The organism is Streptomyces sp. NBC_00988, assembly GCF_045162645.1.
In the GTDB taxonomy this organism is placed as follows: Bacteria; Actinomycetota; Actinomycetes; order Streptomycetales; family Streptomycetaceae; genus Streptomyces.
Map to the genome: position 1 here is coordinate 12,130,214 of NZ_CP108730.1, position 23,321 is coordinate 12,153,534.

Annotated in this window: 21 protein-coding genes and 1 pseudogene; 14 read left to right on the plus strand and 8 right to left on the minus strand. The window is 68.3% G+C overall.

What is annotated here, in order from left to right:
* The first annotated feature begins 77 nt into the window (after positions 1 to 77).
* The 5 genes from OG496_RS54485 to OG496_RS54505 all read left to right on the plus strand — a co-directional run bounded on the left by OG496_RS54485 (position 78) and on the right by OG496_RS54505 (position 6,190).
* Positions 78 to 1,640, plus strand: a complete 1,563-nt coding sequence (locus OG496_RS54485) for an ABC transporter substrate-binding protein (RefSeq protein ID WP_405976394.1) — start codon at positions 78 to 80, stop codon at positions 1,638 to 1,640.
* 15 nt (positions 1,641 to 1,655) lie between these two features.
* Entirely contained in the window at positions 1,656 to 2,609 is a 954-nt protein-coding gene (locus OG496_RS54490; RefSeq protein ID WP_405976395.1) for an ABC transporter permease, read from the plus strand.
* Positions 2,606 to 3,454 (plus strand): ABC transporter permease, encoded by an 849-nt coding sequence (locus OG496_RS54495; RefSeq protein ID WP_405976396.1) that lies wholly within the window; start codon positions 2,606 to 2,608, stop codon positions 3,452 to 3,454. Before OG496_RS54490 ends, OG496_RS54495 begins: the two co-directional genes overlap by 4 nt.
* A complete protein-coding gene (locus tag OG496_RS54500) occupies positions 3,451 to 4,176 on the plus strand; it encodes an SDR family NAD(P)-dependent oxidoreductase (protein ID WP_405976397.1) in 726 nt (241 codons plus the stop codon). The genes OG496_RS54495 and OG496_RS54500 overlap by 4 nt, the downstream gene beginning before the upstream one ends.
* 73 nt (positions 4,177 to 4,249) lie before the next feature.
* On the plus strand, positions 4,250 to 6,190 hold the full coding sequence (locus tag OG496_RS54505) for a right-handed parallel beta-helix repeat-containing protein (protein WP_405976398.1): 1,941 nt from the start codon (positions 4,250 to 4,252) through the stop codon (positions 6,188 to 6,190).
* Positions 6,191 to 7,296: 1,106 nt separating this feature from the next.
* Here the strand turns inward: OG496_RS54505 and OG496_RS54510 are convergent.
* Positions 7,297 to 7,635, minus strand: coding sequence for a nuclear transport factor 2 family protein (locus tag OG496_RS54510; RefSeq protein WP_405976399.1), 339 nt, complete (start codon positions 7,633 to 7,635; stop codon positions 7,297 to 7,299).
* 712 nt (positions 7,636 to 8,347) lie between these two features.
* On the opposite strand from OG496_RS54510, the gene OG496_RS54515 reads away from it, so the two are divergent.
* The gene (locus OG496_RS54515) at positions 8,348 to 10,324 is read left to right on the plus strand and encodes a protease pro-enzyme activation domain-containing protein (protein ID WP_405976400.1); all 1,977 of its coding nucleotides are present in this window, start codon (positions 8,348 to 8,350) and stop codon (positions 10,322 to 10,324) included.
* A gap of 843 nt (positions 10,325 to 11,167) precedes the next feature.
* The gene (locus tag OG496_RS54520) at positions 11,168 to 11,650 is read left to right on the plus strand and encodes a transposase (protein ID WP_405976401.1); all 483 of its coding nucleotides are present in this window, start codon (positions 11,168 to 11,170) and stop codon (positions 11,648 to 11,650) included.
* An 83-nt stretch (positions 11,651 to 11,733) separates the two neighbouring features.
* Here the strand turns inward: OG496_RS54520 and OG496_RS54525 are convergent, their stop codons facing one another.
* Entirely contained in the window at positions 11,734 to 12,369 is a 636-nt protein-coding gene (locus tag OG496_RS54525; protein ID WP_405976402.1) for an HAD family hydrolase, read from the minus strand.
* A 1,105-nt stretch (positions 12,370 to 13,474) separates the two neighbouring features.
* Positions 13,475 to 14,044 (minus strand): NUDIX domain-containing protein, encoded by a 570-nt coding sequence (locus OG496_RS54530; protein WP_405976403.1) that lies wholly within the window; start codon positions 14,042 to 14,044, stop codon positions 13,475 to 13,477.
* Positions 14,045 to 14,354: 310 nt separating this feature from the next.
* Between OG496_RS54530 and OG496_RS54535 the strand changes: the two are divergent.
* The 6 genes and pseudogenes from OG496_RS54535 to OG496_RS54560 all read left to right on the plus strand — a co-directional run.
* Positions 14,355 to 14,588: pseudogene (locus tag OG496_RS54535) on the plus strand (hypothetical protein); the annotation flags it as partial.
* 382 nt (positions 14,589 to 14,970) lie between these two features.
* Positions 14,971 to 15,354, plus strand: coding sequence for a site-specific integrase (locus tag OG496_RS54540; protein WP_405976404.1), 384 nt, complete (start codon positions 14,971 to 14,973; stop codon positions 15,352 to 15,354).
* A gap of 54 nt (positions 15,355 to 15,408) precedes the next feature.
* The gene (locus OG496_RS54545; protein ID WP_405976405.1) at positions 15,409 to 15,858 is read left to right on the plus strand and encodes a hypothetical protein; all 450 of its coding nucleotides are present in this window, start codon (positions 15,409 to 15,411) and stop codon (positions 15,856 to 15,858) included.
* A 334-nt stretch (positions 15,859 to 16,192) separates the two neighbouring features.
* The gene (locus tag OG496_RS54550; protein WP_405976406.1) at positions 16,193 to 16,615 is read left to right on the plus strand and encodes a hypothetical protein; all 423 of its coding nucleotides are present in this window, start codon (positions 16,193 to 16,195) and stop codon (positions 16,613 to 16,615) included.
* 323 nt (positions 16,616 to 16,938) lie between these two features.
* Positions 16,939 to 17,766, plus strand: coding sequence for a hypothetical protein (locus tag OG496_RS54555; RefSeq protein WP_405976407.1), 828 nt, complete (start codon positions 16,939 to 16,941; stop codon positions 17,764 to 17,766).
* On the plus strand, positions 17,766 to 18,338 hold the full coding sequence (locus OG496_RS54560; RefSeq protein WP_405976408.1) for a hypothetical protein: 573 nt from the start codon (positions 17,766 to 17,768) through the stop codon (positions 18,336 to 18,338). The genes OG496_RS54555 and OG496_RS54560 overlap by 1 nt, the downstream gene beginning before the upstream one ends.
* Positions 18,339 to 18,603: 265 nt before the next feature.
* Here the strand turns inward: OG496_RS54560 and OG496_RS54565 are convergent, their stop codons facing one another.
* The 5 genes from OG496_RS54565 to OG496_RS54585 form a co-directional block, all read right to left on the minus strand.
* Complete coding sequence (locus OG496_RS54565) at positions 18,604 to 19,284, minus strand: hypothetical protein (RefSeq protein ID WP_405976409.1); 681 nt, start codon at positions 19,282 to 19,284, stop codon at positions 18,604 to 18,606.
* Positions 19,281 to 19,787, minus strand: a complete 507-nt coding sequence (locus OG496_RS54570) for a sigma-70 family RNA polymerase sigma factor (protein ID WP_405976410.1) — start codon at positions 19,785 to 19,787, stop codon at positions 19,281 to 19,283. The genes OG496_RS54565 and OG496_RS54570 overlap by 4 nt, the downstream gene beginning before the upstream one ends.
* A gap of 31 nt (positions 19,788 to 19,818) precedes the next feature.
* A complete protein-coding gene (locus OG496_RS54575) occupies positions 19,819 to 20,103 on the minus strand; it encodes a helix-turn-helix domain-containing protein (RefSeq protein WP_405976411.1) in 285 nt (94 codons plus the stop codon).
* Positions 20,104 to 20,348: 245 nt separating this feature from the next.
* Positions 20,349 to 21,011: a response regulator gene (locus OG496_RS54580; protein WP_405976412.1), complete on the minus strand. Its 663-nt coding sequence runs from the start codon at positions 21,009 to 21,011 to the stop codon at positions 20,349 to 20,351.
* Complete coding sequence (locus OG496_RS54585; protein WP_405976413.1) at positions 21,008 to 22,171, minus strand: sensor histidine kinase; 1,164 nt, start codon at positions 22,169 to 22,171, stop codon at positions 21,008 to 21,010. The genes OG496_RS54580 and OG496_RS54585 overlap by 4 nt, the downstream gene beginning before the upstream one ends.
* 117 nt (positions 22,172 to 22,288) lie before the next feature.
* On the opposite strand from OG496_RS54585, the gene OG496_RS54590 reads away from it, so the two are divergent.
* Entirely contained in the window at positions 22,289 to 23,089 is an 801-nt protein-coding gene (locus tag OG496_RS54590; protein ID WP_405976414.1) for a hypothetical protein, read from the plus strand.
* The last annotated feature ends 232 nt before the right edge of the window (positions 23,090 to 23,321 follow it).

The following is a 23,321-nucleotide window of genomic DNA, read 5'->3' on the forward strand; positions in this document are numbered from 1 at the left end:
TCATGCCTGACGGCTCGTCATGCCGTCCAGTGCCTCTCGCAGTCCTCATCTCCCTTCCTGCCCACCGGAGTTCCGCCATGCCCGAAAGACTCGCCATATCCCGCCGCAACCTCCTCGCCGCGATCGGTGTCGGTGGCGCGCTGCTCGCCGTGCCCGGCTGCCGCAGTGCCGCCGACGAGAGCACGAAGGCGTCCGGCGCCGCGCAGAAGGGCGGCACGCTGAAGATCGCGCAGAGTGCCGACATCGCGCCCGCGACCCTCTTCGGCCAGAACAACCCGAACTTCTCGCTGGCCCGCACGGTCTTCAACACCCTGACCCAGTACGACCACAAGACCCTCTCCCCGAAGCCGTCCCTCGCCGAGTCCTGGACGCAGACGGCGGACGGCAAGTCGATCACCCTCAAGCTGCGCAAGGGCGTCACCTTCCACAGCGGACGCGCCTTCACCTCCGCGGACGTGCGCTTCGCCCTGGAGAACCTGACGAAGGACACCACCGCGTCCCAGCTCAAGCACGTCGCTCTCGCCATCTCGAAGATCACCGAGGTCGACGCCCACACGATCACCCTCGACCTCGCGCACCCGGTCAGCAATCTCTTCGACCTCTTCGAGATCCTCCTGATCGTCGACAAGGAGTCGATCGACGAGCTGCTCAAGGGCACGAAGATCATCGGCACCGGCCCGTTCGAGGTCGCGAGCTACACGCCGGGCACCGGTTACGAGTTGAAGCGCAACACCTCCTACTGGAAGAAGGGCGCCCCGCTGCTCGACGCCGTCGAGGTCTCGGTCGTCGGACAGTCCGCTGCGATGGTGTCCTCCCTGCGCTCCGGTGGCACCCACCTTCTCGTCGACGTCGCCCCGCTCGACGCGGCCTCGATCAAGAGCGACGACCAGTTCGAGGTGACAGTCTCGGACGCCCACGACTCCGGCTTCTACATCGCCTCCAACGTCAAGGTGCAGCCCCTCGACGACAAGCGAGTGCGCCAGGCCGTCGCCTGGGCCGTCGACCGCGACCGCGTCCTCAGCCAGGTCCTCGGCGGCATCGGCACGGTCACCTCCCTTCCCTGGGCGACGAGTTCACCGGCTTACGACAAGACGAAGGCCGCGCACTACACCCGCGACCTGACCAAGGCCAAGGCCCTCATCAAGGCAGCGGGTGCCGGCGGCAAGACCGTCAAGGTGCTCTACAACGCGGGCCTCGCGACCAACGCGAAGATCGCCGAGATCGTCCAGTACGACCTCACGCAGATCGGCCTGAAGGCGCAGGCGGAGCCGCTCCAGGCCGCCGACTTCCTCGCCAAGCTCCAAGCCGGCGAGCTGCCGGGCCTGTTCATCAACGGTCACGGCTTCGGACAGCTCCACCCGGCGACCCTCGTCAAGGGCGCGTTCCCGTTCAACGCGGACAAGAACGCTTCCAACTTCGACAGCGACAAGTACCGGGAACTCGCCGACCAGTTGTGGCAGGCCGCCACGGACACCGCAGCCAAGGAGGCCGCCGACGCGGTCAACGACCTGCTCCTGGAAGAGCAGTTCGTCTCCGACCTCGTCGCGAGCTCCCACACTTTCACGATCACCAAGAAGGTCCAGGGCCTGAGTTGGACGATGTACGACTACCTCGACCTCGACCAGACCTCGATCGGCTGAGGCGGGACAGACGTCATGTTCCGCTACGCCCTCCGTCGTGTCCCGTCCGCCTTGCTGGTGCTCCTGGTCGCGTCCGTGCTGGTCTTCGGCATCCTCCGGCTCGCACCGGGGGACCCGGCCGTCGTACTCGCCGGCCCCGACGCCTCCGCGGCCACCGTCGCCCACGTCCGGGCCTCCCTCGGCCTGGACTCCGCACTGCCCGTGCAGTACTGGACCTGGCTCACCGGCCTGCTCACCGGCGACCTCGGCACTTCCTTCATCCTGGGCGCACCCATCACCACCCTCATCGGACACGGCCTGGGCAACACCCTCGAACTCACCGCCGCCGCGCTCCTGTTGGCGCTGGTGGGCGGGGGAGCGGCCGGTGTCCTACTGGGCACCGCCCGCCACAAGGGCGTACGCGCGCTCCTCGGCGGTGCGGTGAACCTGGCGCTCGCCGTCCCGCCGTACGTCACCGGCGTTCTGCTCGTTCTGCTCTTCGCGGTCACCTTCCACGTCCTGCCCGCCTCCGGCCACGCATCGCTGCTCGCCGACCCGGTGATCGGCGTCCAGTACCTTCTGCTGCCCGCCCTGTGCCTGGCCCTGCCCACCGGCGCGGTCCTCGCCCGCTTCCTCGCCGCCTCCCTCCGCAAATCGGGCCAGGAGGACTACGTCCGCACCGGCCACGGCAAGGGCCTCACCGAACGGCGCCTGCTGACCCGGCACACCCTGCCCGGCGCCCTGCCACCGGTGATCACCGTCCTCGGCATCCAGATCGGCCAACTCCTGGGCGGAGCCGTCGTCGTGGAAGCCGTCTTCGCCTGGCCGGGCATCGGACAGCTCCTCCTCCAGGCCGTCCTCGGCCGCGACTACCTGCTGGTGCAGGACCTGCTGCTGTTCGCGGTCGGGGTGTTCGTGGTGCTCCAGACACTGACTGACCTGGTGCAGGCGGGACTTGATCCGCGGGTGCGGATCGGGGGCGGTGTATGAGTGCCGTGGTGACGGTAGAGGGGCGGGTGCGGCTGGCCGCCAACTCCCGCGCGCTGAGCGCGCCTTCGGCCCGCTGGGGTCTGGCCCTGGTTGTCCTGCTCGTGCTGCTCGGCATCGCGGCTCCGCTCCTGACGTCGTACTCGCCGCTCACTCAGGGCCCCGACGCGCTGCTCGGCCCCGGCGTCCAACACCCGCTCGGCACCGACGAGTTCGGCCGCGACCTGCTCGCCCGCACGCTCTACGGCATCCGGCTCGACCTGCTCGTCGCCGCCACCGCCGTCCCGCTCGGCGCCTTCACCGGCATCGCCCTCGGGGTGCTGTGCGCCCTGCACCCGCTCGTGGACGTCGTACTCCAGCGGGCCTTCGATGTCATGCTGGCCTTCACCGCGCTGATCCTCGGCGTCACCCTCGCCGCGATCCTCGGCCCGGGCGCGGCCGCCGTGTTCTGGACCGTCGCCGGCATCAACGTCCCGCTGTTCGGACGGATCACCCGCGACGCCGTACGACTCGAAAAGGACCGCGAGTACGTGCTCGCCGCCCGCGCCCTGGGCGCCGGACGACTGCGCATCCTGGTCGGCGACATCCTCCCCAACATCCTCGACGCACTGATCGTGCAGGCCGCGCTGTCGCTGTCCACGGCTGTGTTCGTCGAGGGCGCGATGAGCTTCGTCGGCATCGGGGTCACCCCGCCCACCCCTTCGCTCGGCGCGTTGCTGCGCTCAGGCGCGAGCTTCCTCGATCAGAATCCGGCGTACGCGCTCGGTCCGGTCACCGTCGTCACCGGGCTCGTGATCGGCTTCAACCTGCTCGCCGACGGACTGAACAAGGGGCTGCTGAAACGATGACGACCACCGCTGTGGTGACCGGTGCCGCCCGCGGCATCGGACGCGCGATCACCGCCGAACTCGCCGACCGAGGCCACCAGGTCGTCGCCGTGGACGTCCTGGAGTCCGTACGGGACACCGCGAGCGACCGCATCGAGCCGGTCGTCTGCGACCTCACCGACCCGGACGCCCCGGAGCGTGTGCTCGGCGGGCGAGAGGCGTCCGTACTCGTCAACTGCGCCTTCGCGGAAGAGCGTTCATCTCTCCTCGACGGAACCGAGTGGGGCTGGCAGCTCACGTTCGACGTCAGTCTGCACGCGGCCGTACGCCTCGGCCGTGCCTTCGCCGCTCGGCTGATCGCGGCGGAGCGGCCGGGCGCGATCGTCAACGTGGCGTCCGTGCATGCCCAGTTCGCGGCGGAGGGATTCGGCGCGTACTCCGCCGCGAAGGCCGGCCTTGTCGCCTTCACCCGTACCGCCGCACTCGAATGGGGACCGCACGGCATCCGCGTCAACGCCGTGGCCCCCGGCCTGATCCTGGTCGAGCGCAACGCCCATCTCGCCGACAGCCCCGAGGAGTTGGCCGCTCGGGTCCGGCCCTACCCGCTGCGCCGCCCCGGACTGCCCCACGAGGTGGCCCGGGCCGTCGCGTTCCTCGCCGGAGACGACGCCTCGTTCGTCACCGGTGCCGTACTGCCCGTAGACGGCGGACTGTCCGCCCGCACCCCGGAGGTGTCCCTGTGACGACGACCCGATGTAAGGCAACGGCCCATCCCACGCAGCCCGTTGTCGTCCTCGTCCTCCACGGAGCCCCACCATGCGCCTGCGCGCCAGCACCGCACTCCTCGCCTGCCTGACAGCCCTCGGTACCGCCCTCGCCGCGGCCCCGCCCGCCCAGGCAGCGGCCACGACCTACTACGTCGACTGCTCCACCACCGCAGCGGGCAGCGGTAGTTCAGCCTCCCCCCTCAACACGCTGGCCTCGGTCAACGCGCTGACCCTGACGGCCGGCGACGAGGTCCTCTTCAAGCGCGGTACGGCCTGCTCCGGCCAACTCGCTCCTGATGCCACCGGCACTGCGGTCGCCCCGGTCGTCATCGGCGCATACGGCACCGGCGACCTGCCCGCGATCAACGCGGACGGCGCCGTGAACGCCGTACTCCTAGACAACACGCCCTACACCACCGTCCAAGAGCTGGAGTTGACCGCCGACGGCGACAACACCGCCTACCGGCGCGGGGTTTACGTCTACGCCTCCGACGCGGGCACGGTCAGCGGCATCACCCTCCAGCGCCTGAACATCCACGACGTACGCGGCATCATGCCCTCGGCCACCGCCACCACCGGCGACAGCGGCACCGGCAAATACGCGAACGCCACCGGCGGGATCGTCATCGAGGCCCAGGGCACCACCACACCCACCGCGTTCGCCGACACCCACATCCTCGACAACACCATCCACTCCGTCGACCGTGAGGGCATCTACACCTGGTCCAACTGGTGCCGGCGCCCCCAACTCGCCGCGTTCTGGAACACGTTGTGCAGCGCGGCCTGGGACGCCTCCACCGGGCTGCTCGTGCAGGGCAACATCCTCACCGACATCGGCGGCGACGGCATCGTCGTCAAGGGCAACGACGGCGCGCTCGTCCAGCACAACCGGCTGACCGGCTTCAACGAACGCTCGGGCAGCCCCAACGCCGGGATGTGGACGGCCAACAGCACCGGCTCCGTCTTCCAGTACAACGAGACCTCCGGCGGCAACACCACCTCCGACGGCATGGCCTACGACGTGGACCACTCCACCTCCGGCACGGTCTTCCAGTACAACCTCTCGCACGACAACGCGGGCGGGTTCTTCCTGCTGTGCCCCTACGACACCCCGACTGCCGACTTCACCATCCGCGACAACATCTCCGTCAACGACCGCACCCGCGGCTTCCAGATCTGCGACGGCGAACTCAGCGACGGCCGCATCTACAACAACACCATCGCCATCGGCAGCGGCCTCAGCCCCGCTCTCGTCACCGAGTCGACGTCGGCGGCACTCGACGTGCGGTTCACCAACAACCTGATCCGCAAGACCGGTTCAGGAACGGTCAGTTGGAAGCTCAGCGACTCCGCTTTCGTCATCGACCACAACGCCTTCTACAACGTCACCGTCCCCTCCACCGCCACCAACTCCCTCACCACCGCTCCCGGCCTCGCCGCCCCCGGCGTCCGCGACCCCGCCGGCTACCAGCTGATCACCGGCTACCCCACCATCGGCGGCGGCACCCCGATCAGCGACAACGGCGGCCTCGACTACTACGGCAACCCCGTCTCCGCCACCACCGCCCCCGACATCGGCGCCTACAACGGCACCGGCGTCACCACCCCCGTCCTCACCGACCTCTTCGACACCCTCTCCTCGTCCTGGACGGTGACCGGCACCGCGTCCCTGGCGACCGACCCGTCCGGCGACCTGGGCAACTCGGCGCTCCTGACCGGCACTTCAGCCCTCACCCGCACGATCGGCGGCACCACCACCCGCCGCGTCTCCGTACGCGTCCGCTCCGACTCCACCATCCCCCTCACCGTCGAAGCCCTCAACTCCGCCGGCACCGTCATCGCCTCCGCCACCCCCGACGAGACCACCGCCGACACCTGGCACCTCGTCACCTTCACCGCCCCGCCCAACGCCACCCAACTCCGCCTGCGCACACCGACACCCGGCACCTACTACGCCGACGACGCCTACGTCCAACCAGTCACCGGCTGACCCGACGACCCCAGCGAGCCATTCACCAGGGGGGCGGTCCTGGCCGGCGCCCGGCGCGACCCCGCTGGACGACGTCGGCGCTCGGTCGCAGCGACGACATGGTCATGATCCGCACGCGGGCCGGGGGACAGCCACGTGGTCGCGCAGGGGCGCCCCGGGCCCGGTGTGGCCCAGTACAGCGGGCCCGGCGGCAGATGTCCGCCGCCGATGGGGTCGTCGTGCGGGAGGGGGGAGGGGGGCCGAAAACGACGCCGAAAAGACCAAGTCCTCGCTGCCCGTCATCGTGCCCACCGACCTGCTCCACTGCCGTCGTCACGACGCGGCCGTGCAGACGGAGGCGCGGGCCTACCAAGGCGCCTCCGTGGCCCCCACGTCACCGACCTGGCGTACATCTGCGGCGGTGGACTGTCGGGGCTCAGCAACTCCCGGTCTGTCATGCCAAGTAGATCACCGTACGTCGATATTGACGTCTCGCCCACCGGATCGGGAATGCGTGGACGCGAGCTGCGTCGGAACCTCGTGCGGTGCGAAGGACGGAGCGGGCGCTTAGAAGGCGCCTGGCGGGAGCATGGCTGGTGTGCCGTTGACCTGCCCTTGCACGTCGCTCTGACCGGCCGTCAGCGAATCTTCCGACGTTCTTGGGAAGAGCCCCTTGGTCTCGGCTCCTGCCAGGTGTGTGGCCGTCCCGTGAGCGGGACGCCCAGCGTCACGATTGCCCCTGCCTTCCGGTGAGAGCGGCGGCACGGTGGAGGCGAACATGGCGCGGGGAACCCGTGAGCGTGCGGGAGTGGCTGCGGAGCCTGGAGGTGTTCACGGGACCGCCGGCGGACTTCGATCCCGCTGGCGCCCCGGCCGATCCGGTCCAGCTGTTCCTCGCCTGGCTGCGCGAGGCGGTTCCGCGGGGGTGCCCGGATCTCCGTGGTGCCCCGGCACGCCGTACGGGGCTTCGGAGAGGAAGTCGCGCTGGACGTCGATCACATGAGGGCGGAAGTGTCGAAGTGCGGTTCGGCGCAGGCGTCTTGGAGACCGGGCTCGGCCGTAGCCATGGCACGCCCCCTATGGGGCCACCGCAGCCAGGGCTGCGACCGCATGGGGCATCGGTCGCGTCATACCTTGCCGCCGAAGAAGACCTGCACCTCCTTGATGAGCCCGTCCCGCACAGTGATCGCCTCGACGTTGCGGTACCTGCCGCCCGCCGCGAGCTCGTACTCGTAGTAGGCGAAGACGAGTTCTTCGTCTGCGCGGGTGACGTGCAGCAACTGCTGCTCCTTGAACCGGTCGGCGGTCGGAAAACACCGCTCGAAGAAGGTGGCCTTGTCGATGTGATCGTCCTGCGGACTCGTGAACGTGAAATCGCCGGCGTAGAGCGGGTAGGCCGCGTCGCGGTCCTGCGACCTGTAGTACTGAAACGCCGCTTCCACGATGGCTGTCGGGCTGTTGGTCATTCGAGCTCCCCGGTCGGACGACTGATCCTGTTCCGCACTATAGAAAGGGGCGTTGGTGCCTCTGGAAATTTCGTCGCATGCGCGTGTCTGCATTGGTTGCAGAGGTCCTGGAGCGCTGCACGCCATTGGAGAGTGCGTTCCGATAGCGTGGCAGCCCGGGTCCAAGTAGCTTGCTGGCGTTGCTTGTTGAGCCATCGTCCGACGTCCTGGCCGTGGATCGTGACGCCGGGCAGAACCTCCGTCTGGTCCTTATCGCGCACCAGCGACCGCGGCTCGGCGTAGTGGCGTTGTCAGTCGGTCGGCCACTCCGGATTCCAGTCCGGGTCGATCTTCTTGAGCGCGCTCTTCCACTCCGGCTGGCCCCGCCAGTGCGCCGGGCTGGCGGAGGTTGGATCGCCACTGCCCGATCGGCCGGTCGAGGACGCTCGCGGTCCGCGGCGCGCACAGCGTCCAGCGTTCCTCGTAGTACCCGGGAGCAGCCTCCAGGTTCTCCTGGACCGCTCGTCGGCCAGGGGCCACACCATGCCGAGCTTCTCCCGCCGCCGAGTCCGCAGACCCTGGCGTCCGCGGTCGGCATGCATACGGCCCACGCGCTTCGCCCGACGGGACGGCTTTACGTTCAGTCCGCAACCGGGCGTTCGCGGACTGCGTCATACGCGCGTGACGGCGGCGGCTATGGGGCCGTTGTGCTTGCAGACGGGCGGAAGCATCAATGAGCGGGATTCTTCGCACGGGGGCCGTGATGGCACTCTGTGCGGCGATGGTGGCTGTCAGCGGGAACGTGGGGGCATCGGGTTCCGCGCGGGCGGCGTCGGCCGACGTGGTGCCCGGGTCGGTACCCGCCGCGGTGGGCACCGCCACTCGGGTGGGAACCGCGCCCGCGTCGCAGCGGCTGACGGTCCAGGTGTGGCTCAGGCCAGACGTGACGCGCGCTGCCGCGTCCGCGGACGCGGTGGCCACGCCGGGCAACCCCGACTTTCACCGCTACCTGAGCCCGGACGCCTACACCGCCAGGTTCGGCCCCTCCGCCGCGCAGGCCGGGGCGGTGGCGGCGTGGCTCACCGGCAGAGGACTGACGGGGGTTCAGGTCGACGGCGGCCGCGACTACGTGTCGGCGAGGGGACCGGTGTCGGCGGTCGAGTCGGCCTTCCAGGTGCGGATCGGCCGGTACCGGGCCAGGGATGCCGCAAGCGGGCCGGCCGGCCGGTCGGCAGTGTTCACGTCGAACGACCGCGAGGTGTCGGTGCCCGCCCCGCTGGCTTCCCTCGTGCTGGGTGTGACGGGGCTGAGCAGCGCGGCCGCCACATCACGGAGCACCACGACGCTGACCTCTCAGAGCCGCGCGGCGGCCAAGACGGCGACGTGCTCCCGCTACTGGGCGCAGCACACGCATGCCCTGCACCCCGCTTACAAGGGGCTGACCCGGGTCTCGCTGCCAGTGTGCGGGTACTCCGCCGCGCAGCTCCGCGCCGCCTACGGGGCGACGTGGCGGGACACTGGCAAGGGCCAGACCGTGGCGCTGACCGAGAGTGCGCCGCCGACGGCGATGTTCCGGACGCTGACTGCGTACGCCCGCAGCAACCACCTTCCGCTGCCGAAGCGTTTCCAGTTCCGGCAGGTCCAGGCCGGGGCCTGCCAAGCGTCCTCGGCGGTGGCGGACCGTGCGGCGCAGTCGTCCACTGTCGACGTCGAGGCGGAGATGGACTCCGAGGCCGTCTACGCGATGGCGCCGGGGGCGAACCAGGTGATGGTGGTGGGCGACGGCTGCGACGAGGACCAGGCGTTCCTGAACGCGGCTTCGGCCGTGCTGACCGGGGACGGCCACCATCCCTTGGCCTCCATTGTGTCGAACTCGTGGCAGATCCCGCTGGGAGTGGTGTCGCCATGGATCGTGCACGCCATCGACGTGCGGGCCGCAGCCGAGGGGGTCGGCATGTACTTCGCCTCCGGCGACACCCCGGGCCTGACCGTCACCGACTCCGACCCGTACGCGGTGGCGGTCGGCGGCACCACCCTGGGCATCGGGGCCGCGAAGAACCGCGTGTTCGAGACCGGCTGGTCCGACGACTTCGGCTCGCTGGATGGCGGCAAGTGGAGCGACCTCGGCGTCAGCGGAGGCGGCGGGGGCGTCAGTGACGTCTACCGGCAGCCGTCATATCAGAAGGGCGTCGTCCCGGCGTCGATGGCACGGGTCAAGGTGGCCCACAAGACGGTGCTCGGCCGGACCGTGCCCGACATCGCAGCCGACGCCGACCCCGACACCGGCATGCTGACCGGCTACACCGACACGGACAGCCACGGGAACCCAGGGCGCTACCGCACCGTGTCGAGCGCCGGCACCAGCCTGGCCACCCCGCTGGTCGCGGGCCTCGTCGCCGACGCCCAGCAGGGCCAGAAGTCGCCTTACGGCTTCATCAACCCGCTGCTCTACCGCCTGGCCCGCACCCATGCGTTCTACGACTCCCTGCCCATCAACACGTCTACGCCGCAGCAGAACCGGGCCGCGTACATCGCGCCCGACGACACCTCCACCAGCGCGAGCGTCGACGTCTTCGACGCCCAGAAACGCTCCGACACCCAGCAGGTGACCGCCAAGAGCTACGACACCATGACCGGCATCGGCACCCCGAACGGCGCCGCCTTCATCGCCGCCCTGCGCCGCGGCCTGTGGATACACCCCGGACAGTGACGTGCTCATCCGACCCCATGCCAGTGACACTGGGCTCCCGCACCGGTTCGGCAACGTCGATCACGCCCCGTTGTGCCGGTGACAGTTGTCGCGACCAGGCCGGTCTTCTTGGGCCACTTGAGACGTCCTCGTCCGCTGCGCGGAAGCTGTCCAGCTCGTACGGCAGCGCCTCATCCTGTGGGCAACGCGGTCATCGCCCGTGTCCCTACCTGTGGCCGGGGCGGGCACCGGGGTGTGGCGGCGCGTCCGGGGGTGGGTCCAGGTGCTTCTGGGGGTGTTGTCAGTGGCGGGTGCAAGGCTGGCGAGGTGATCAGTCAGAAGCTGGCCGTGCAGTACCTGGCCGACGAAATGCGCGGTTCTCTCACCCCGTGGCGCCGGAGCACTTTCGCCGGAAGCGTTTCATCGAACACGATTTCGTGTTCTTCGGGCATCAGTCAGTGCGGGCCTACAAACATGCCAACCGCTGGCAGTTCCACGAGCCAGACGTCCGCGGCGCGGCACGCTCGCTCGCCCTGCTTGCCTGGGACCCCGAAGATCTCATCGCCCCACGGCCTGACGGTGGCGGTGAACCACCGCCCCCTGCCCCTGCCCCTATAGGCTGGCGGGCGCAGATCCAGATCGTGGCCGACAGCGCTGCCGCGCGCAGCGCAAACGGATGTCGGGTGGCTCTGAAGATTTCAGTAGCGTACGAAAGAATTCAGTACGCTCACGGAATGTGATTGCTGCCCGCCTGGCAGAGACGTTCGTGCTGGGCAGCGGTGACTAGCGGTGGTTTGTTGACGGCGGATCGGGGCGGTAGTACGTCGGAAGTGAGAGTTCCAACTCGCCTTCGTAGAGCCCCAGATGACGAAGCGGCTGCCATGCCCGCCCGCGCCCGGTCCGCTGGAAGCCTACGCCGCCCGCTTCGATGATCTCTTCGAGACCCTGGCGCAGCGGCGTGGGTTTCGCGAGTATCTGGCCGGGCTGCTGCTTCCACGGGACCGGAACAAGACGCTGACCTGCCTGGCCGGCAGCGAGCCGGTGGTCGGTGCCCAGCATGCGGCGGTGCAGCGGCTGCAGTTCTTCCTCTCGGAGTTGACCTGGGACAACCACCAGGTCAACGGGCGCCGCCTGGAGCTGCTGCTGGCCGATCCGGCCATCGCGCCACACGCAAGCGGGGTGCTGGTGATCGATGATTCCGGGGACCGCAAGTCAGGGACGGCGACCGCGCACGTGGGCAAGCAGTGGCGACCAAGTGCGGAACCGCAAGAATCCCCGTGGCGGCCGGCCACCGACGTTCGACCCGGAGGACTGCAAGGCTCGGCACGTGGTCGAGTGCGGCAATAACCGCCCCAAAAGGCATCGCGCGGTGGCCACGGGATACGGCAAGCTCCCAGTCGGCTACGCGGCGACCGTCCTCGTAGCAGTCATCACCGAGTGGCCGTGACCAAGCGACTCAGGACGGGAAGCACGCCGCGCAGGTCGCTGTCGTCCACCGCGGCGGTCGCCGCAGCCCGCGCTCCCGCCGAGGCATTGAATGCCACGCTCAACCCGACGGATGCGAACAGGGGCAGATCGGAGCGGCTGTCCCCGACGGCTCCGCACGAGCGGAGAGCCAACCCCAACTCTCGCGCCTGCGAGAGGGCGAAATCTCGTTTGTCGTACTCGTCGAAGTGACGGGCGACCCGGCCCGTGAACCGGCCGTCCGTGGTCTCCAGCAGAGGTCCGCTGAACGCGTGGAAGCCGAATCGGTCGGTCAGGTAGCTGCCGACCGGCGACCAGGCGAGGGTTGCCAGCACGGGCACCAAATTGTTCCGCCAGCACCAGGCCACGGTCTCCGTGATGCCCGGGACCAAGGGAAGCCCGTCGAGCCAGCCAGAGACTTGTTCTTTGGACATGCCCGCCCAACCCGCGGCATCCAGCTCGGAAACCTGCCGATTGTCCAGGGCGCCGGAGGCGTAGGCGTCCTCGGCCTTGGCCAATTCGTCCCGATGGCCAAGGAAGCCGGCCAGGAAAACCGACGAACTCGTACCTGGGACGAGGGTCCCGTCGACATCGAAGAACACAGCGCCCACATGATCGGATGAGAACACCGGCTAAGGATGCCACCAGCACGCGAGACGACGGATCGTGGACGTCCCCGCGTACGTCCGATACGCGCCCTAACTAAGCGGTGGGTTCCGGAACGTCACCCCGAGATCGGCCAGCAGCTGGGAGACCTTCTTGCTTGTCATCGAGGTGCCGGGGTCTGCGTGCACGGTGTCGGGCACGATCTGGTTGCGCACGATCCGCCATGGCGGACGGGCGGGACGGGCCCGTGCCGTCGAGGCAATGAGTGCGCGTTCAAGACACTGACGTGCATGGCCTTGCCAGGCTTGTCCGGCTACAGCTCGGGAGGGTTCGCAGACGGCGGGGTGGGCTCCCAGATGCCTTGACGAATCAGGCGTCGCTGACGAGCCCGCTCGTAAATCGCCGCCAAGTAGTACGTCAGGCCGAGGAGAGCACCGACGGCGATCCCAACTTCAATGTCCACGGCCTGTGTGCCAGAGGGCATAACAAGCAGTGCAAGGAAGAGCAAACCGATTGCGACAGCCGGGGCCAGGGGGTGGTGCCCGACAAAGCGCTGGAAACGGGTTGGCGGTCGATTACCTCCCATGTAGCGATCAAGTACCCAAAAGCCCCTCACCAGGGCTCGCAGTATCTTCGACATGCCGGTGACAATAGCGAAGCGGGCCCAGTGCACCCGCACCACCTTTGCCTTGCCTTGCTTCGGGAATAGCCCCCGCCCCCACCACGACGGACAGGCCGTCAGGCTGATGCACCTGCGTTACGGCGGTAGCGCCGGCACCTGGGGCTTCGCCCTCTAGTTCGCCAGCAGCGACAAGTACGAAGACACAATCCTGTCCCACCGGCAGCCCGGAGGATGCCTTGGACTGCGCCTGCAGCCTCTGCCTCGCCATACCTGAGAGCTGACCGACCGCCACTGTCAACACACGACAGAGACCCCGGAGGCAACCCTGAAGGACTTCCGGAACCGACCGGTAAGGTCGTCACCCAGCCATCACGAGAGATCAAGATCGCGCGTTCGCTCCCGCCTGGTGAGGTCATGGCGTTGACCGCGCGGTGATCCCGCGGCACACCGATCGAGGTGCTGTTTGCTGCCGCTGGGTCTCAGCCGCTGTCCTTGCGGTAGTGCTGGAAGAGTGCCAGGGCCGCTACTGACGGAGCGTCCTTGAATCGGCCTTCGGCGATCAGCTGCCACACTTCCGCCTCAGAAAACCAGCGACTGACCAAGCCGGCTTCTTCGTCGTCCAGGTGGGGTTCGCCACGGGTGAGATCCGTGGCGAGAATGACGTGAAATCCCTGGTCGCAGTATCCGTAGGCCTCGAAGAGGTGTCCCAGGGGCGTCATCGTTCGAGCGGTGAGGCCCGTCTCCTCCGCAAGTTCACCGCGCGCCAAGTCCAGCGGGTCTGCGTTCGGTCGGCCTTCCCACGCGCCCTGGGGGAACTCCCAATAGCGGGCCTTCACCGGATACCGGTACTGCTCGACGAGGTGGTAGCCCCCGTCTTCATACGGAATGATCAAAGAGAAGTCAGGTTTGTGCACCACGCCGTACAAGCCCTCTGCGCCGTCGTGGCGCAGCGTCTTGTCCTCGCGAACGGTCATCCAGCGGTTCTGGTAGACCACGGTCGAGCTGGTGGCTGTGAGCTCATGCTCGGGTAACGACGCATCGGAGATCATGTCGTGACGTTAGCCGAGACTCGTTGACGACCTGTTCGACGAGATCGCCCCCCGCCCCGGTCCTCAGGATCCGTCCCATACCCCCAGTCGCTTGAGCCTGCGCTGTCGGCGCCGCTCCGAGACGGCTGTGAGGCTGAAGACAAGTCCGATGAGTAGGCCTAAGACCGCAGCGAACAGGGGATCGTCGGGCTCCTCCTCGCGCGACAGCATCAAAAGGAAGAGCGTGAAGGGAACGGCGACGCAGAGACCGGCGCCGATCGGATGCCGGGCCACCCTTTTCTGCACCCGAGTTGGACGCCGCTGCCCACCCATGGCCCGATCCAGAGCCCAGAACGCCTCGCTCAGGGACCGCCACCTGTTCCGGCGCCATTCCCAGCACCGGCTACAAGTCATCTCGCCCGACCGGGTCCGCGAGCTCCTGACCGAGCATGCGCTGCGGGTCGGCATCGTCGACGGGGCACCGCTGAGGTTCACGCCGCACGATGTCCGCAGAATCTTTTCGACCGAGACGGTCAACGGCGGCCTGCCGATCCACATCGCCGCGAAGGTGCTCGGGCATCTCGATCTCAACACGACTCAGGCTTACGTCGCGGTCTATCCCGAGGAGGTCATCCGCCGCTACCGGCAGTTCGTCGACCAGCGCCGGACGCACCGTCCCAGCGAAGAATATCGCGAGCCCAGCGACACTGAGTGGCACGACTTCCGTGACCACTTCAGTCTCCGGAAGGTCGCCCTCGGTACTTGCGACCGGCCCTATGGGACACCTTGCCAGCATGAAAATGCCCCGTTGACTGAACGAACCACGTTGATGGTGCAGTTCAGGGCACGGGTGAGGTTGTCGCCCAGTACGGTCTGCGGTCGTGATGAACGATGGTGTGCCCGAGCGGAATCTGTCGAGGTTGACCGTTCCTCGGTGGGGTCGGCTGATGAAGACCGGCGACCGGTACGAGCCCTACCGGCTCGTCGACGCCGACGGCGCGGCCGTGGTCCCTGCCGCAGTGTTCTTCCAGGAGCTGCTCGCAGCTGGGAAGACGGCGGCGACCGTCCGCTCCTACGGCCTGGACCTGCTGCGGTGGTGGCGGTTCCTGCACGCGGTCAAGGTGCCGTGGGATCAAGCGACACGCATGGACGCTCGGGATTTCAGCTGTTGGATCCAGCTGGCGGTCAAGCCGCGAGCGACCGCAGCCAGGCGGCGGCCGGCCCGTACAGTCGGCGCCCCGAAACCGGTGACCGGGGAGACGAGCCCTGGGCTCGGGTGGACCGACAAACTTCCGGCGGTACGGCGATCGACCTCGGCATGCCACGCATAGCCCCAGCTCAATTTACCCAGGTGGAGGGAACGGCTTCGCTGGCACAATCACTGGATGACCAGCAATGACATCCGGTTCGACTGCCGGCAGCGTGGCGACGGCGGCCCGCTCGTGATCGTCCCCCGCATCGACGGAGCACCACTCACCGAGCTGATCGATGGGTTCGAGATCGCGGCCGGGATGCAGCCCGCAGGCGATGCCTACGGCGGTCTGATCCCGGAGTTCTTCCGGTTCGGCCCGATGCAGGATCACTTCCTCGGACGGTCCACCAATGCGATGGGGCCGAAGACACCCGTTCTCGGTTGTGAATGCGGCGAATGGGGATGCTGGCCCCTCATGGCCCTCATCACCGCGACAGCCGACCTCGTGATCTGGGACTCCTTCGAGCAGCCCCATCGCAAGACCCGCGAGTACAAGGCATTCGGTCCGTTCCAGTTCGACCGATGTCAATACGATGACGCCCTGCGCGCGCTGAACGCCGTAATCGGCCCCGACGAGACGTAATCCGCACCCGCCACCGATAGTTCAGAGAAGCTTGCGTCCGATGTTCGCTCCTTCGCCCCGAACCCTCCCAGCGAGACCGTCTGACCGAGATCTGCGACAACCTGATCGACAGGATCGCCGAAGCTCAGCGGGAGGGCTGGCTCGGCGAAGTCGAAGGCCTGGGAATCAGCCTCGCCGGCGCCGAAGACGAACTGTCTCAGCTCGACGCTGCTCTCAAGCCCGCGGTCACTCACCTGGGCCTGCCCACCTTCGCCAACATTGCCGGACGTACCTCCCCGGACCAGCCTTGAATACTCGTAGCCGCCTCGAAGACGGACCACCTAGGCTCCAATCCATGCGCACAGTGTTCGTGTTCCCCGCAGGTGAGCGAGCTGAGACCATCGCCGCACTTGATCGACACCTGAACCAGCAGCGCCATCCCTGGACCGTGGACGGCAACCTCTACATCGACGTCGACGATGAGCAGAACGGCTGCCTCTTCTCTGACTGGGAGCCCGACCACGTGATGGTCCTCGACGGGGCCGTCGGATTCCACCCCACCTGGGCAGTGCAGATCGACATCTCCGGTCGGATCGACGGCACCGCAGAGGTTCACCAGCTGATCGCGCTGCTACTTGAACACGGAGGCGTGGCGATCGACGACTACTCCGCCCACCCCTGGACCCTGCAGGAAATCCAGTCCGGAGCAGTGATCGACGGCCTGCGCTTCTTCTTCCGTGCCTACCACGAACTCAACCGGGAGCCGGGACGCTCCTGACCCAACGCGCACCCTCGTGCCGACCCCGTAGTTCGGAGAAGGGCCGTTATGCGGCAGCTGCAACACGCCGGAAGGCCAGGGTAAGGAATTCCTCGCCCTGACCGGCGGCGTCCGGCATCTGCTGCAGTGCAACGGCTGCCGAGCGCGGCACGCCCTGCCACCGCACCACCGACTCGCCGCGCTGTGCCGCCATCTGCATCGTGAACCGGGCGCGGACGGCTGCGACTGGCCGATGCACATGTGCGTAACGGTCACCGAAGCCGCCACCAGTCATCCGCGCTGAAGAGCGGGAGAGCGGTCCGTGGCCGCTGATCAGTGAGCACATGGACGGCGAGCCCCGCTGGGTCCACCCCGATGTCACCAGCTCACGCGTGCCCTTCATCCGGGAGAACAGGAAGCGGGTCCGGCGTGACCAGCTCGACGTGCCCGATTCCTTCGGCGCGGGGGTGATGTGCCTGATCGACCGCAACGGCTCCTACCCGTCCGCCTGTTCAGCCGTCCCCCTGGCCCCGAACAAGCTGCTGCACACCGGGCCCCTTGAGGTGTTCGACAAGGCCAGCGCTGGTATCTACCTCATCGACATCCCGGCGTGGCCCCGCACGGACGTGCCGCACCCGCTGGGGCGGATCATCGATCGGCCCGACGACCAGGGCCGTGTGTGGGTCACCACCCCGCACATCAAGCTGCTCGTCAAGCTCGTTCGCGACGGCCACCTCGCCGCCATGCCGGCGATCCACGACTCGTGGACCGGAAAGGCCAACGAGTCGCTGTTCAAGCCCTTTTACGCTGCTGCCCGGCAGGCACGCTCCGAACTCGTCGAGGCCGGCGGTGACCCCTACAAGACGTACAAGACACGGCTGTCGATCGCGCTGCGTCTGCTGTGGCCCAAGCGGCAGGAACAGCGCTCCCCGTTCTGGCGGCCGGACTGGCGCATGAGCATGGCCGCCGAGGCGTCCGTCCGTCACTGGGTCGCGGCCTTCAACGCGGTCCTGGCGGGCCACGTTCTCATCGCGCTGCGCAACGTCGACGCGGCTGTCTTCTGGACGCCGCCCGGCACGCCCCCGGACACGTACCGGATCGGGACTGGCTTCGGCGAGGTCAAGGCGAAGTTCATCGAGCTGGGCGAGATGATCCCCGAGGGTGACGACTGATGGCCGGGCCCACCGGACGCGGCGGATCCCTCGGCGCCGCCCTCAACGACCTCCTGCGCGCCCAGGTCACACCCCGCCACCGGCTGTCGACATACAACGCCAAGTACTGGCACGCCCAGCTCTCCCAGCTCACCGGAACCCGGCGCGGATACGAAGCCCTGGAAACCGCCGGCCTCGACGTCCGGCCCGACACCCTCTTCAAGTGGCTGTCGGATCCCGAGTACAACGTCCGCCGCGGCTACCGGGACCTCATCCATACCGCCTACGAGAACGTCGCGATCGCCCCCGCCGACCCGATCCCCGACCACGTCAGAAACGGCCAGTACGAGATCAGCGGTTCCGTCACTACTGTCACTGACGAGCGCGTACGCGGAACACGCGACGCCGCGCCCCTGCGGATCGACGGGAGCCGGGGTGGCTGGGACGCGATCGAGGAACTCTGGATTGCCGGCGAACTCACCGACGACGAGTTCGAGGACCGCTTCATCGAGGACGTCATCGAGCAGGACATCGGCGCAGGTTCCGACGGATGGGAGTTCGGCGGAAGCAGCTACTCCGTCGAACTCAGGTAACGCACGAGACTGGAGGTGGCCCGCGTATGAGCGCCAGACCTGAACTCGACGTTGCCCTCCCTGGCCGGACTCGGGACGGTGCTCGCGGCCGAGATCCTCGGTCATGTCGGCGACGTCGGCCGCTTCCTTTCGGAGCACCACTTCGCCAGACTCACCCGGGCCTTCCGCAGAGGTCTCGACCATCCGATCGCAGCCGAGGCCGCCGACACCGTGGTCCTGGTCGTCTCGGAACTCGTCACCCACAGATCACTCGCGGGTTCGGACGTCAGTCGTGCGTCGGCGCCTGGGTGGTGCAGTTCAGGGTGACGCCGGTCGGGACCAGGCGCTCGACGGAGCCGGGTCGGCCCCCGCTGGCCGCCAACTGGGCGGCGTTGAGGTAGCCGATGAAGAGCTGCTTGCCCGCGGGCATCGCCGAGGGGGTGAACACCAGGTCGACCCTGCCGTTGTTCTGCCGCTCGCCTTTCATGACCTGCGTGACTCCGGGGCCCTGGCCGTGGTCCAGGCTCGCGTCGTCGCCGGGCCCCAGGCAGAACTCGCCGACCTTGATGATCACCGGGAGCCCGGCCTTGGCCAGGGCAGCCTGGAGGCCGGCGTGGTCGCTGAAGTACTTCGCCTTGTCCCAGCTGACGTGGACCGTGCCGTCAGTCTTGGTGTCCACACTGAACGCGACGGTGTGGACGTGCACGGAACCCGCCCCGGTGCTGTTCCCAGCAGCGGGCGGCGCGGTCGCCGGATTGCCGTAGCTGCTGACGCCGAGCGCCAGCCCGGCCGCCGCCGCGGCGACGACGGAGACCTTGGCGAGGCGCTGCCGCCGGGACCGGGCCCGGCCTGCCGCGGCGATCCGCTCGACCGGGGCGTCCATGGTGACGCCGTCCATGGACTGCCGCAGGGCGCCCAGTACCTGCTCGGCCTCGATGGTGTCCTCGTTCATGCTGTGCAGGCTCATGGCCTGACCTCCAGATTGTCCGTGCTCACGAAGTGGCCGCGCAGGGTCGCTACGGCCCGGGCCAGATGGGCGGTGACGGTTCCGGGTGCTATCCCCAGAGCCGCGGCCGTGGCCTTGGTGTCGAGGTCGAGGAAGACCCGGAACGCGATCACCTCGCGCTGCCGCTCCGGCAGGCCGCGCAGCGCGGCGAGCAGGTCGGGGTCCAGCCCTGTGTCCGGACCGCGGTCACCGGTGGCGACCTCCGGGGTGTCTGGGACGACGTCGATGGCGACCTCGCGCCGCCGTCTGCGCCACCACGACACCCGGGTGTTGAACGCGGTCCGGACCACCCAGGCGCGGGGCGCGGGGTGCCGGCGCACCACGTGCCACGACGTCCAGGCGCGGGTGAACGCCTCGGCGACCAGGTCCTCGGCCAACTGCCGATCACCCACCCCGGCCAGCACCGCCCGTAGGCAGACGTCCCGATTGGCCTCGTAGAACTCGTTGAACTCCAACTCCTTCACACCCCCTGAACGCTTCGGGGCCGCGATCGGCTTACCTACTCCGGTGGCTGGCTCCAACGGCAGTCGTCCAAGGCGGAGTTGAAGCCAGCGTGACAGCGGGTCGTCCGGGTGGGGCCAGGCTGAACAGCTCCCGGGCGCGGGGTAGCCGGTACCTCAGGGCGTCGGGCTGGATCGTCAATCGTTGCGCAGTCTCGCCGACGCTGCCCACGGCGCCCAGCCATGCGGTGAGCGAGGCGGCGTAGGCGGTGCCCGGGTGCGGTCGTGGTCGGCATGGCGTCGATGCCCGGGTGGCGCAGCCGCGAGCGGCCCTCGTCATGTCACGGCCGCACCTCGATCAATCGCGGGTGAGGTCGATAGACCGACTCGGCGCACCACCAGGGTCTGCCCCCAAGTGATGCCTCTTCGCAGTCCGTAACTGAGTGCCGTAGGCCGGGACGAGCGTCTACCCGTCCCGTGCCTGGACGCGGGGTCATCGCATCCGCCGGCCCCTGACGACCGGCCGACCTCACACAACGACACCCGCAGCCCGATAACCGATCACGAGAATGGCGAATCTTCAGGCTATCCGCCGTGCGTGCGCAGCTGGTGTTCGTAGGCGAAGATCACGACCTGGACCCGGTCGCGGAGCTGCAGTTTGGTGAGGATGCGGGTGATGTGGGTCTTGACGGTGGCCTCGGTGAGGAAGAGACGTTCGGCGATCTCTGCGTTCGACAGGCCGGCGGCGATGAGGTGGAACACGTCCTTTTCGCGGGCCGTCAGTCGGGCGAAGAGTGCGCCCGCGTCGTCTGCGCGGGGCCACGGGGCGATCTGGGCGAAGCGGTCGACGAGACCGCGGGTGATGCGCGGGGTGAGGACGGCGTCGCCGGAGGCCACGGCCCGGATCGCCGCGTGGAGCACGGCCGGGACGACGTCCTTGAGGAGGAATCCGCAGGCTCCGGCGCGGAGACCCTCGAAGGCGTACTCGTCGAGGTCGAAGGTGGTGAGGATGAGGACGCGGGAGGCTGTGTGGGAGGTGATGCGCCGGGTCGCTTCGATGCCGTCCATGACCGGCATGCGTACGTCCATGAGCACCACGTCCGGCCGCGTGCGCCGCGTGAGGTCGACCGCTTCCTGTCCGTTGGCGGCTTCGCCGACGACGGTGATGTCCGGCATCGTGTCGAGGAGGCTGCGGAAGGCCATGCGGATGAGTGCCTGGTCGTCGGCGAGAAGGACCGAGACTGTCATCGCGGTTCCTCCAGCTTCAGCTCGCCCGAGACGACCCACCCTGACGCGGTGGGTCCCGCCCGGAGGCTGCCGTCGAACATCGCGACCCGTTCCCGCATCCCGGTCAACCCGTTGCCGGCGTTTTCTTCGGAGCCGCCACTCGGGGTGGGCCTGCCGTCGTCGGTGACACCGAAGCCGACCAGGTCGCTGCCGCAGTGCAGGACGACATCCACTCTTGATGCGTCCCGGGCGTGCTTGACGACATTCGTGAGCGACTCCTGCAGGATCCGGTAGAGCGTCGTCTGTGCCTCCGCGCTCAGGGTCTGCGGGCTGCCGGTCTCGGTCAGCCGGACGTCCAGGCCGGTGCCGCGGGTCTCGTCCACCAGGGCCTTGAGCGAGCCGAGGTCGGGCTGAGGAGCCCGGTCGCCACCGTCATCGGCCCGCAGGACACCGAGGAGGCGGCGCATTCCGGCGAGGGACTGCCGGCCGGTCGACGCGGCCTGGAGCATCTTCCCGCGGGCGCCCTCGGGATCGGTCGCCGTGGTCGCGGCAGCGGCCTCGGAGAGAGCGACGACGACCACCAGACCGTGGGCGACGATGTCGTGCATCTCCCGCGCGATCCGGGTGCGCTCGGCCGCCGCGGCGAGCTGCGCCTGCTGGGCTCGCTCCTGTTCCAGGCGTTGCGCGCGGTCCTCGATGGAGGCGAGGTAGCGGCGCTGGGCGCGCACGGTGGTGCCGAGGAAGAACGCCGCGGCGGCCAGCCCGCTGAGGATGACGAAGGCGTCGTTGATGCTTCCGGCCGGCGCGAACCGCACCGCGACCAGGACGACACCGAGCTCGACGGCCGCCGCGGCGGTAAGCGAGTGCCGCAGACTGCGGTGGGCGGCGACGGTGTACAGCGCGACGAGCACCGCGAACTCGGAGAACGAGACCGTGTCGAGCGCCCACGTCGCCATTGCCACGCCCCAGCAGAACCAGAACACGACGACCGGTGCCCGGCGGCGCAGCACGAGGGGACAGATCACCGCGATCGCCAGCACCCAGTTCAGTGCGCCGGACCGGTTGTAGAGCAACTCGTGCGACGCGGCGACGGCGCACAGGACGGGCGGCCCGAGCAGCAGTACGAGGGAGAGCGGCGGGCGGTCCCGGAACAGTCGGTGCGCCGGCTGGAGGTGCTTCACCCCGCCGACATTACGGACGGGCGGTCCCGGGGGCGTCAATCGAAGGTCTTACATCCGCCGGAAAGTGACCACCATCGTTGGATGTGCCGGTCCCGGGGTCGCTTCTAGCTTCGCGATATGAGAACACGACCAGCGACCATGGCCATGAAGGTGCCGGAGATCACCCTCATCTTCTGGATCGCGAAACTCTGCACCACTGGATTCGGTGAGTCCTTCTCGGACTACGTCTTCTTCAACGACTACATCGGACAGCATGCGGCCATGCTCATGGGCCTCGGCCTGCTCCTCGTGTGCCTGGCCGTGCAGTTCGCCACCACCAAATACACCCCGTGGGTCTACTGGCTCGCGGTGACGGCCGTGAGCATCTTCGGGACGATGTCTGCGGATTTCCTGAACAAGGATCTGGGGATGCCGCTCTACGCCTCCACGCTGATGCTGGTGGCCGTCCAGATCGGCGTCTTCGCCGCCTGGTACGCGACCCAACGCACCCTGGACGTGCATAGCATCAACAACCGTCTGCGTGAGCTGTTCTACTGGCTGACCGTCCTGTGCACCTTCGCCCTGGGAACAGCCGCGGGCGATTTCGCGGCCGTGACCCTGGGGCTGGGCACCTTGGCCTCGTCCTTCGTCTTCCTGGGGATCATTCTGATACCGGCAGCCGGCTATCGCTGGTTCCGTCTCAACGAAGTCCTGGCATTCTGGTTCGCCTACACCATCACCCGCCCCCTGGGCGCCTCCGTCGCGGACTGGCTTTCCGTACCCGCCCCTTATGGGGACGGACTTCAATTGGGCACCGGACCCATCAGCCTCGTCCTTGGGATTCTCCTCGCGGGAGTCGTCGGAATGATCGGATCACGACACCGCCGGGCCGACTCCCTGGAAGCGGCGCCTATGGAGGCGGTCGCCGAGGAGCGTTGACTACCTCCTGGTGTTTCAGGCGGTAGCCGTGCCCCCGCAGGGCGGTGACGCGGGGGCAGGCTGCTGGAGTGGGCCGAGACGTCGGTTGGCCATGGTGACGGTGAGATCTCGCGGATCCACCGCCGACCGGCGGCCGCGCGCCTTCCGCGCTCCAGCAACGGCCTGTGCCGCCGGATGTGTCCAGGATGGCGAGGGGAGAGCGGGATCCGTTCGCCCCCATCGCCCGACGCGC

Coding starts and splice junctions, on each gene's coding strand:
- OG496_RS54485 (WP_405976394.1), top strand. CDS start 78: ATGCCCGAAAGACTCGCCATATCCCGCCGCAACCTCCTCGCCGCGATC.
- OG496_RS54490 (WP_405976395.1), top strand. CDS start 1,656: ATGTTCCGCTACGCCCTCCGTCGTGTCCCGTCCGCCTTGCTGGTGCTC.
- OG496_RS54495 (WP_405976396.1), top strand. CDS start 2,606: ATGAGTGCCGTGGTGACGGTAGAGGGGCGGGTGCGGCTGGCCGCCAAC.
- OG496_RS54500 (WP_405976397.1), top strand. CDS start 3,451: ATGACGACCACCGCTGTGGTGACCGGTGCCGCCCGCGGCATCGGACGC.
- OG496_RS54505 (WP_405976398.1), top strand. CDS start 4,250: ATGCGCCTGCGCGCCAGCACCGCACTCCTCGCCTGCCTGACAGCCCTC.
- OG496_RS54510 (WP_405976399.1), bottom strand. CDS start 7,635: ATGACCAACAGCCCGACAGCCATCGTGGAAGCGGCGTTTCAGTACTAC.
- OG496_RS54515 (WP_405976400.1), top strand. CDS start 8,348: ATGAGCGGGATTCTTCGCACGGGGGCCGTGATGGCACTCTGTGCGGCG.
- OG496_RS54520 (WP_405976401.1), top strand. CDS start 11,168: ATGACGAAGCGGCTGCCATGCCCGCCCGCGCCCGGTCCGCTGGAAGCC.
- OG496_RS54530 (WP_405976403.1), bottom strand. CDS start 14,044: ATGATCTCCGATGCGTCGTTACCCGAGCATGAGCTCACAGCCACCAGC.
- OG496_RS54540 (WP_405976404.1), top strand. CDS start 14,971: ATGAAGACCGGCGACCGGTACGAGCCCTACCGGCTCGTCGACGCCGAC.
- OG496_RS54545 (WP_405976405.1), top strand. CDS start 15,409: ATGACCAGCAATGACATCCGGTTCGACTGCCGGCAGCGTGGCGACGGC.
- OG496_RS54550 (WP_405976406.1), top strand. CDS start 16,193: ATGCGCACAGTGTTCGTGTTCCCCGCAGGTGAGCGAGCTGAGACCATC.
- OG496_RS54555 (WP_405976407.1), top strand. CDS start 16,939: ATGGACGGCGAGCCCCGCTGGGTCCACCCCGATGTCACCAGCTCACGC.
- OG496_RS54560 (WP_405976408.1), top strand. CDS start 17,766: ATGGCCGGGCCCACCGGACGCGGCGGATCCCTCGGCGCCGCCCTCAAC.
- OG496_RS54565 (WP_405976409.1), bottom strand. CDS start 19,284: ATGAGCCTGCACAGCATGAACGAGGACACCATCGAGGCCGAGCAGGTA.
- OG496_RS54575 (WP_405976411.1), bottom strand. CDS start 20,103: ATGACGAGGGCCGCTCGCGGCTGCGCCACCCGGGCATCGACGCCATGC.
- OG496_RS54580 (WP_405976412.1), bottom strand. CDS start 21,011: ATGACAGTCTCGGTCCTTCTCGCCGACGACCAGGCACTCATCCGCATG.
- OG496_RS54590 (WP_405976414.1), top strand. CDS start 22,289: ATGAGAACACGACCAGCGACCATGGCCATGAAGGTGCCGGAGATCACC.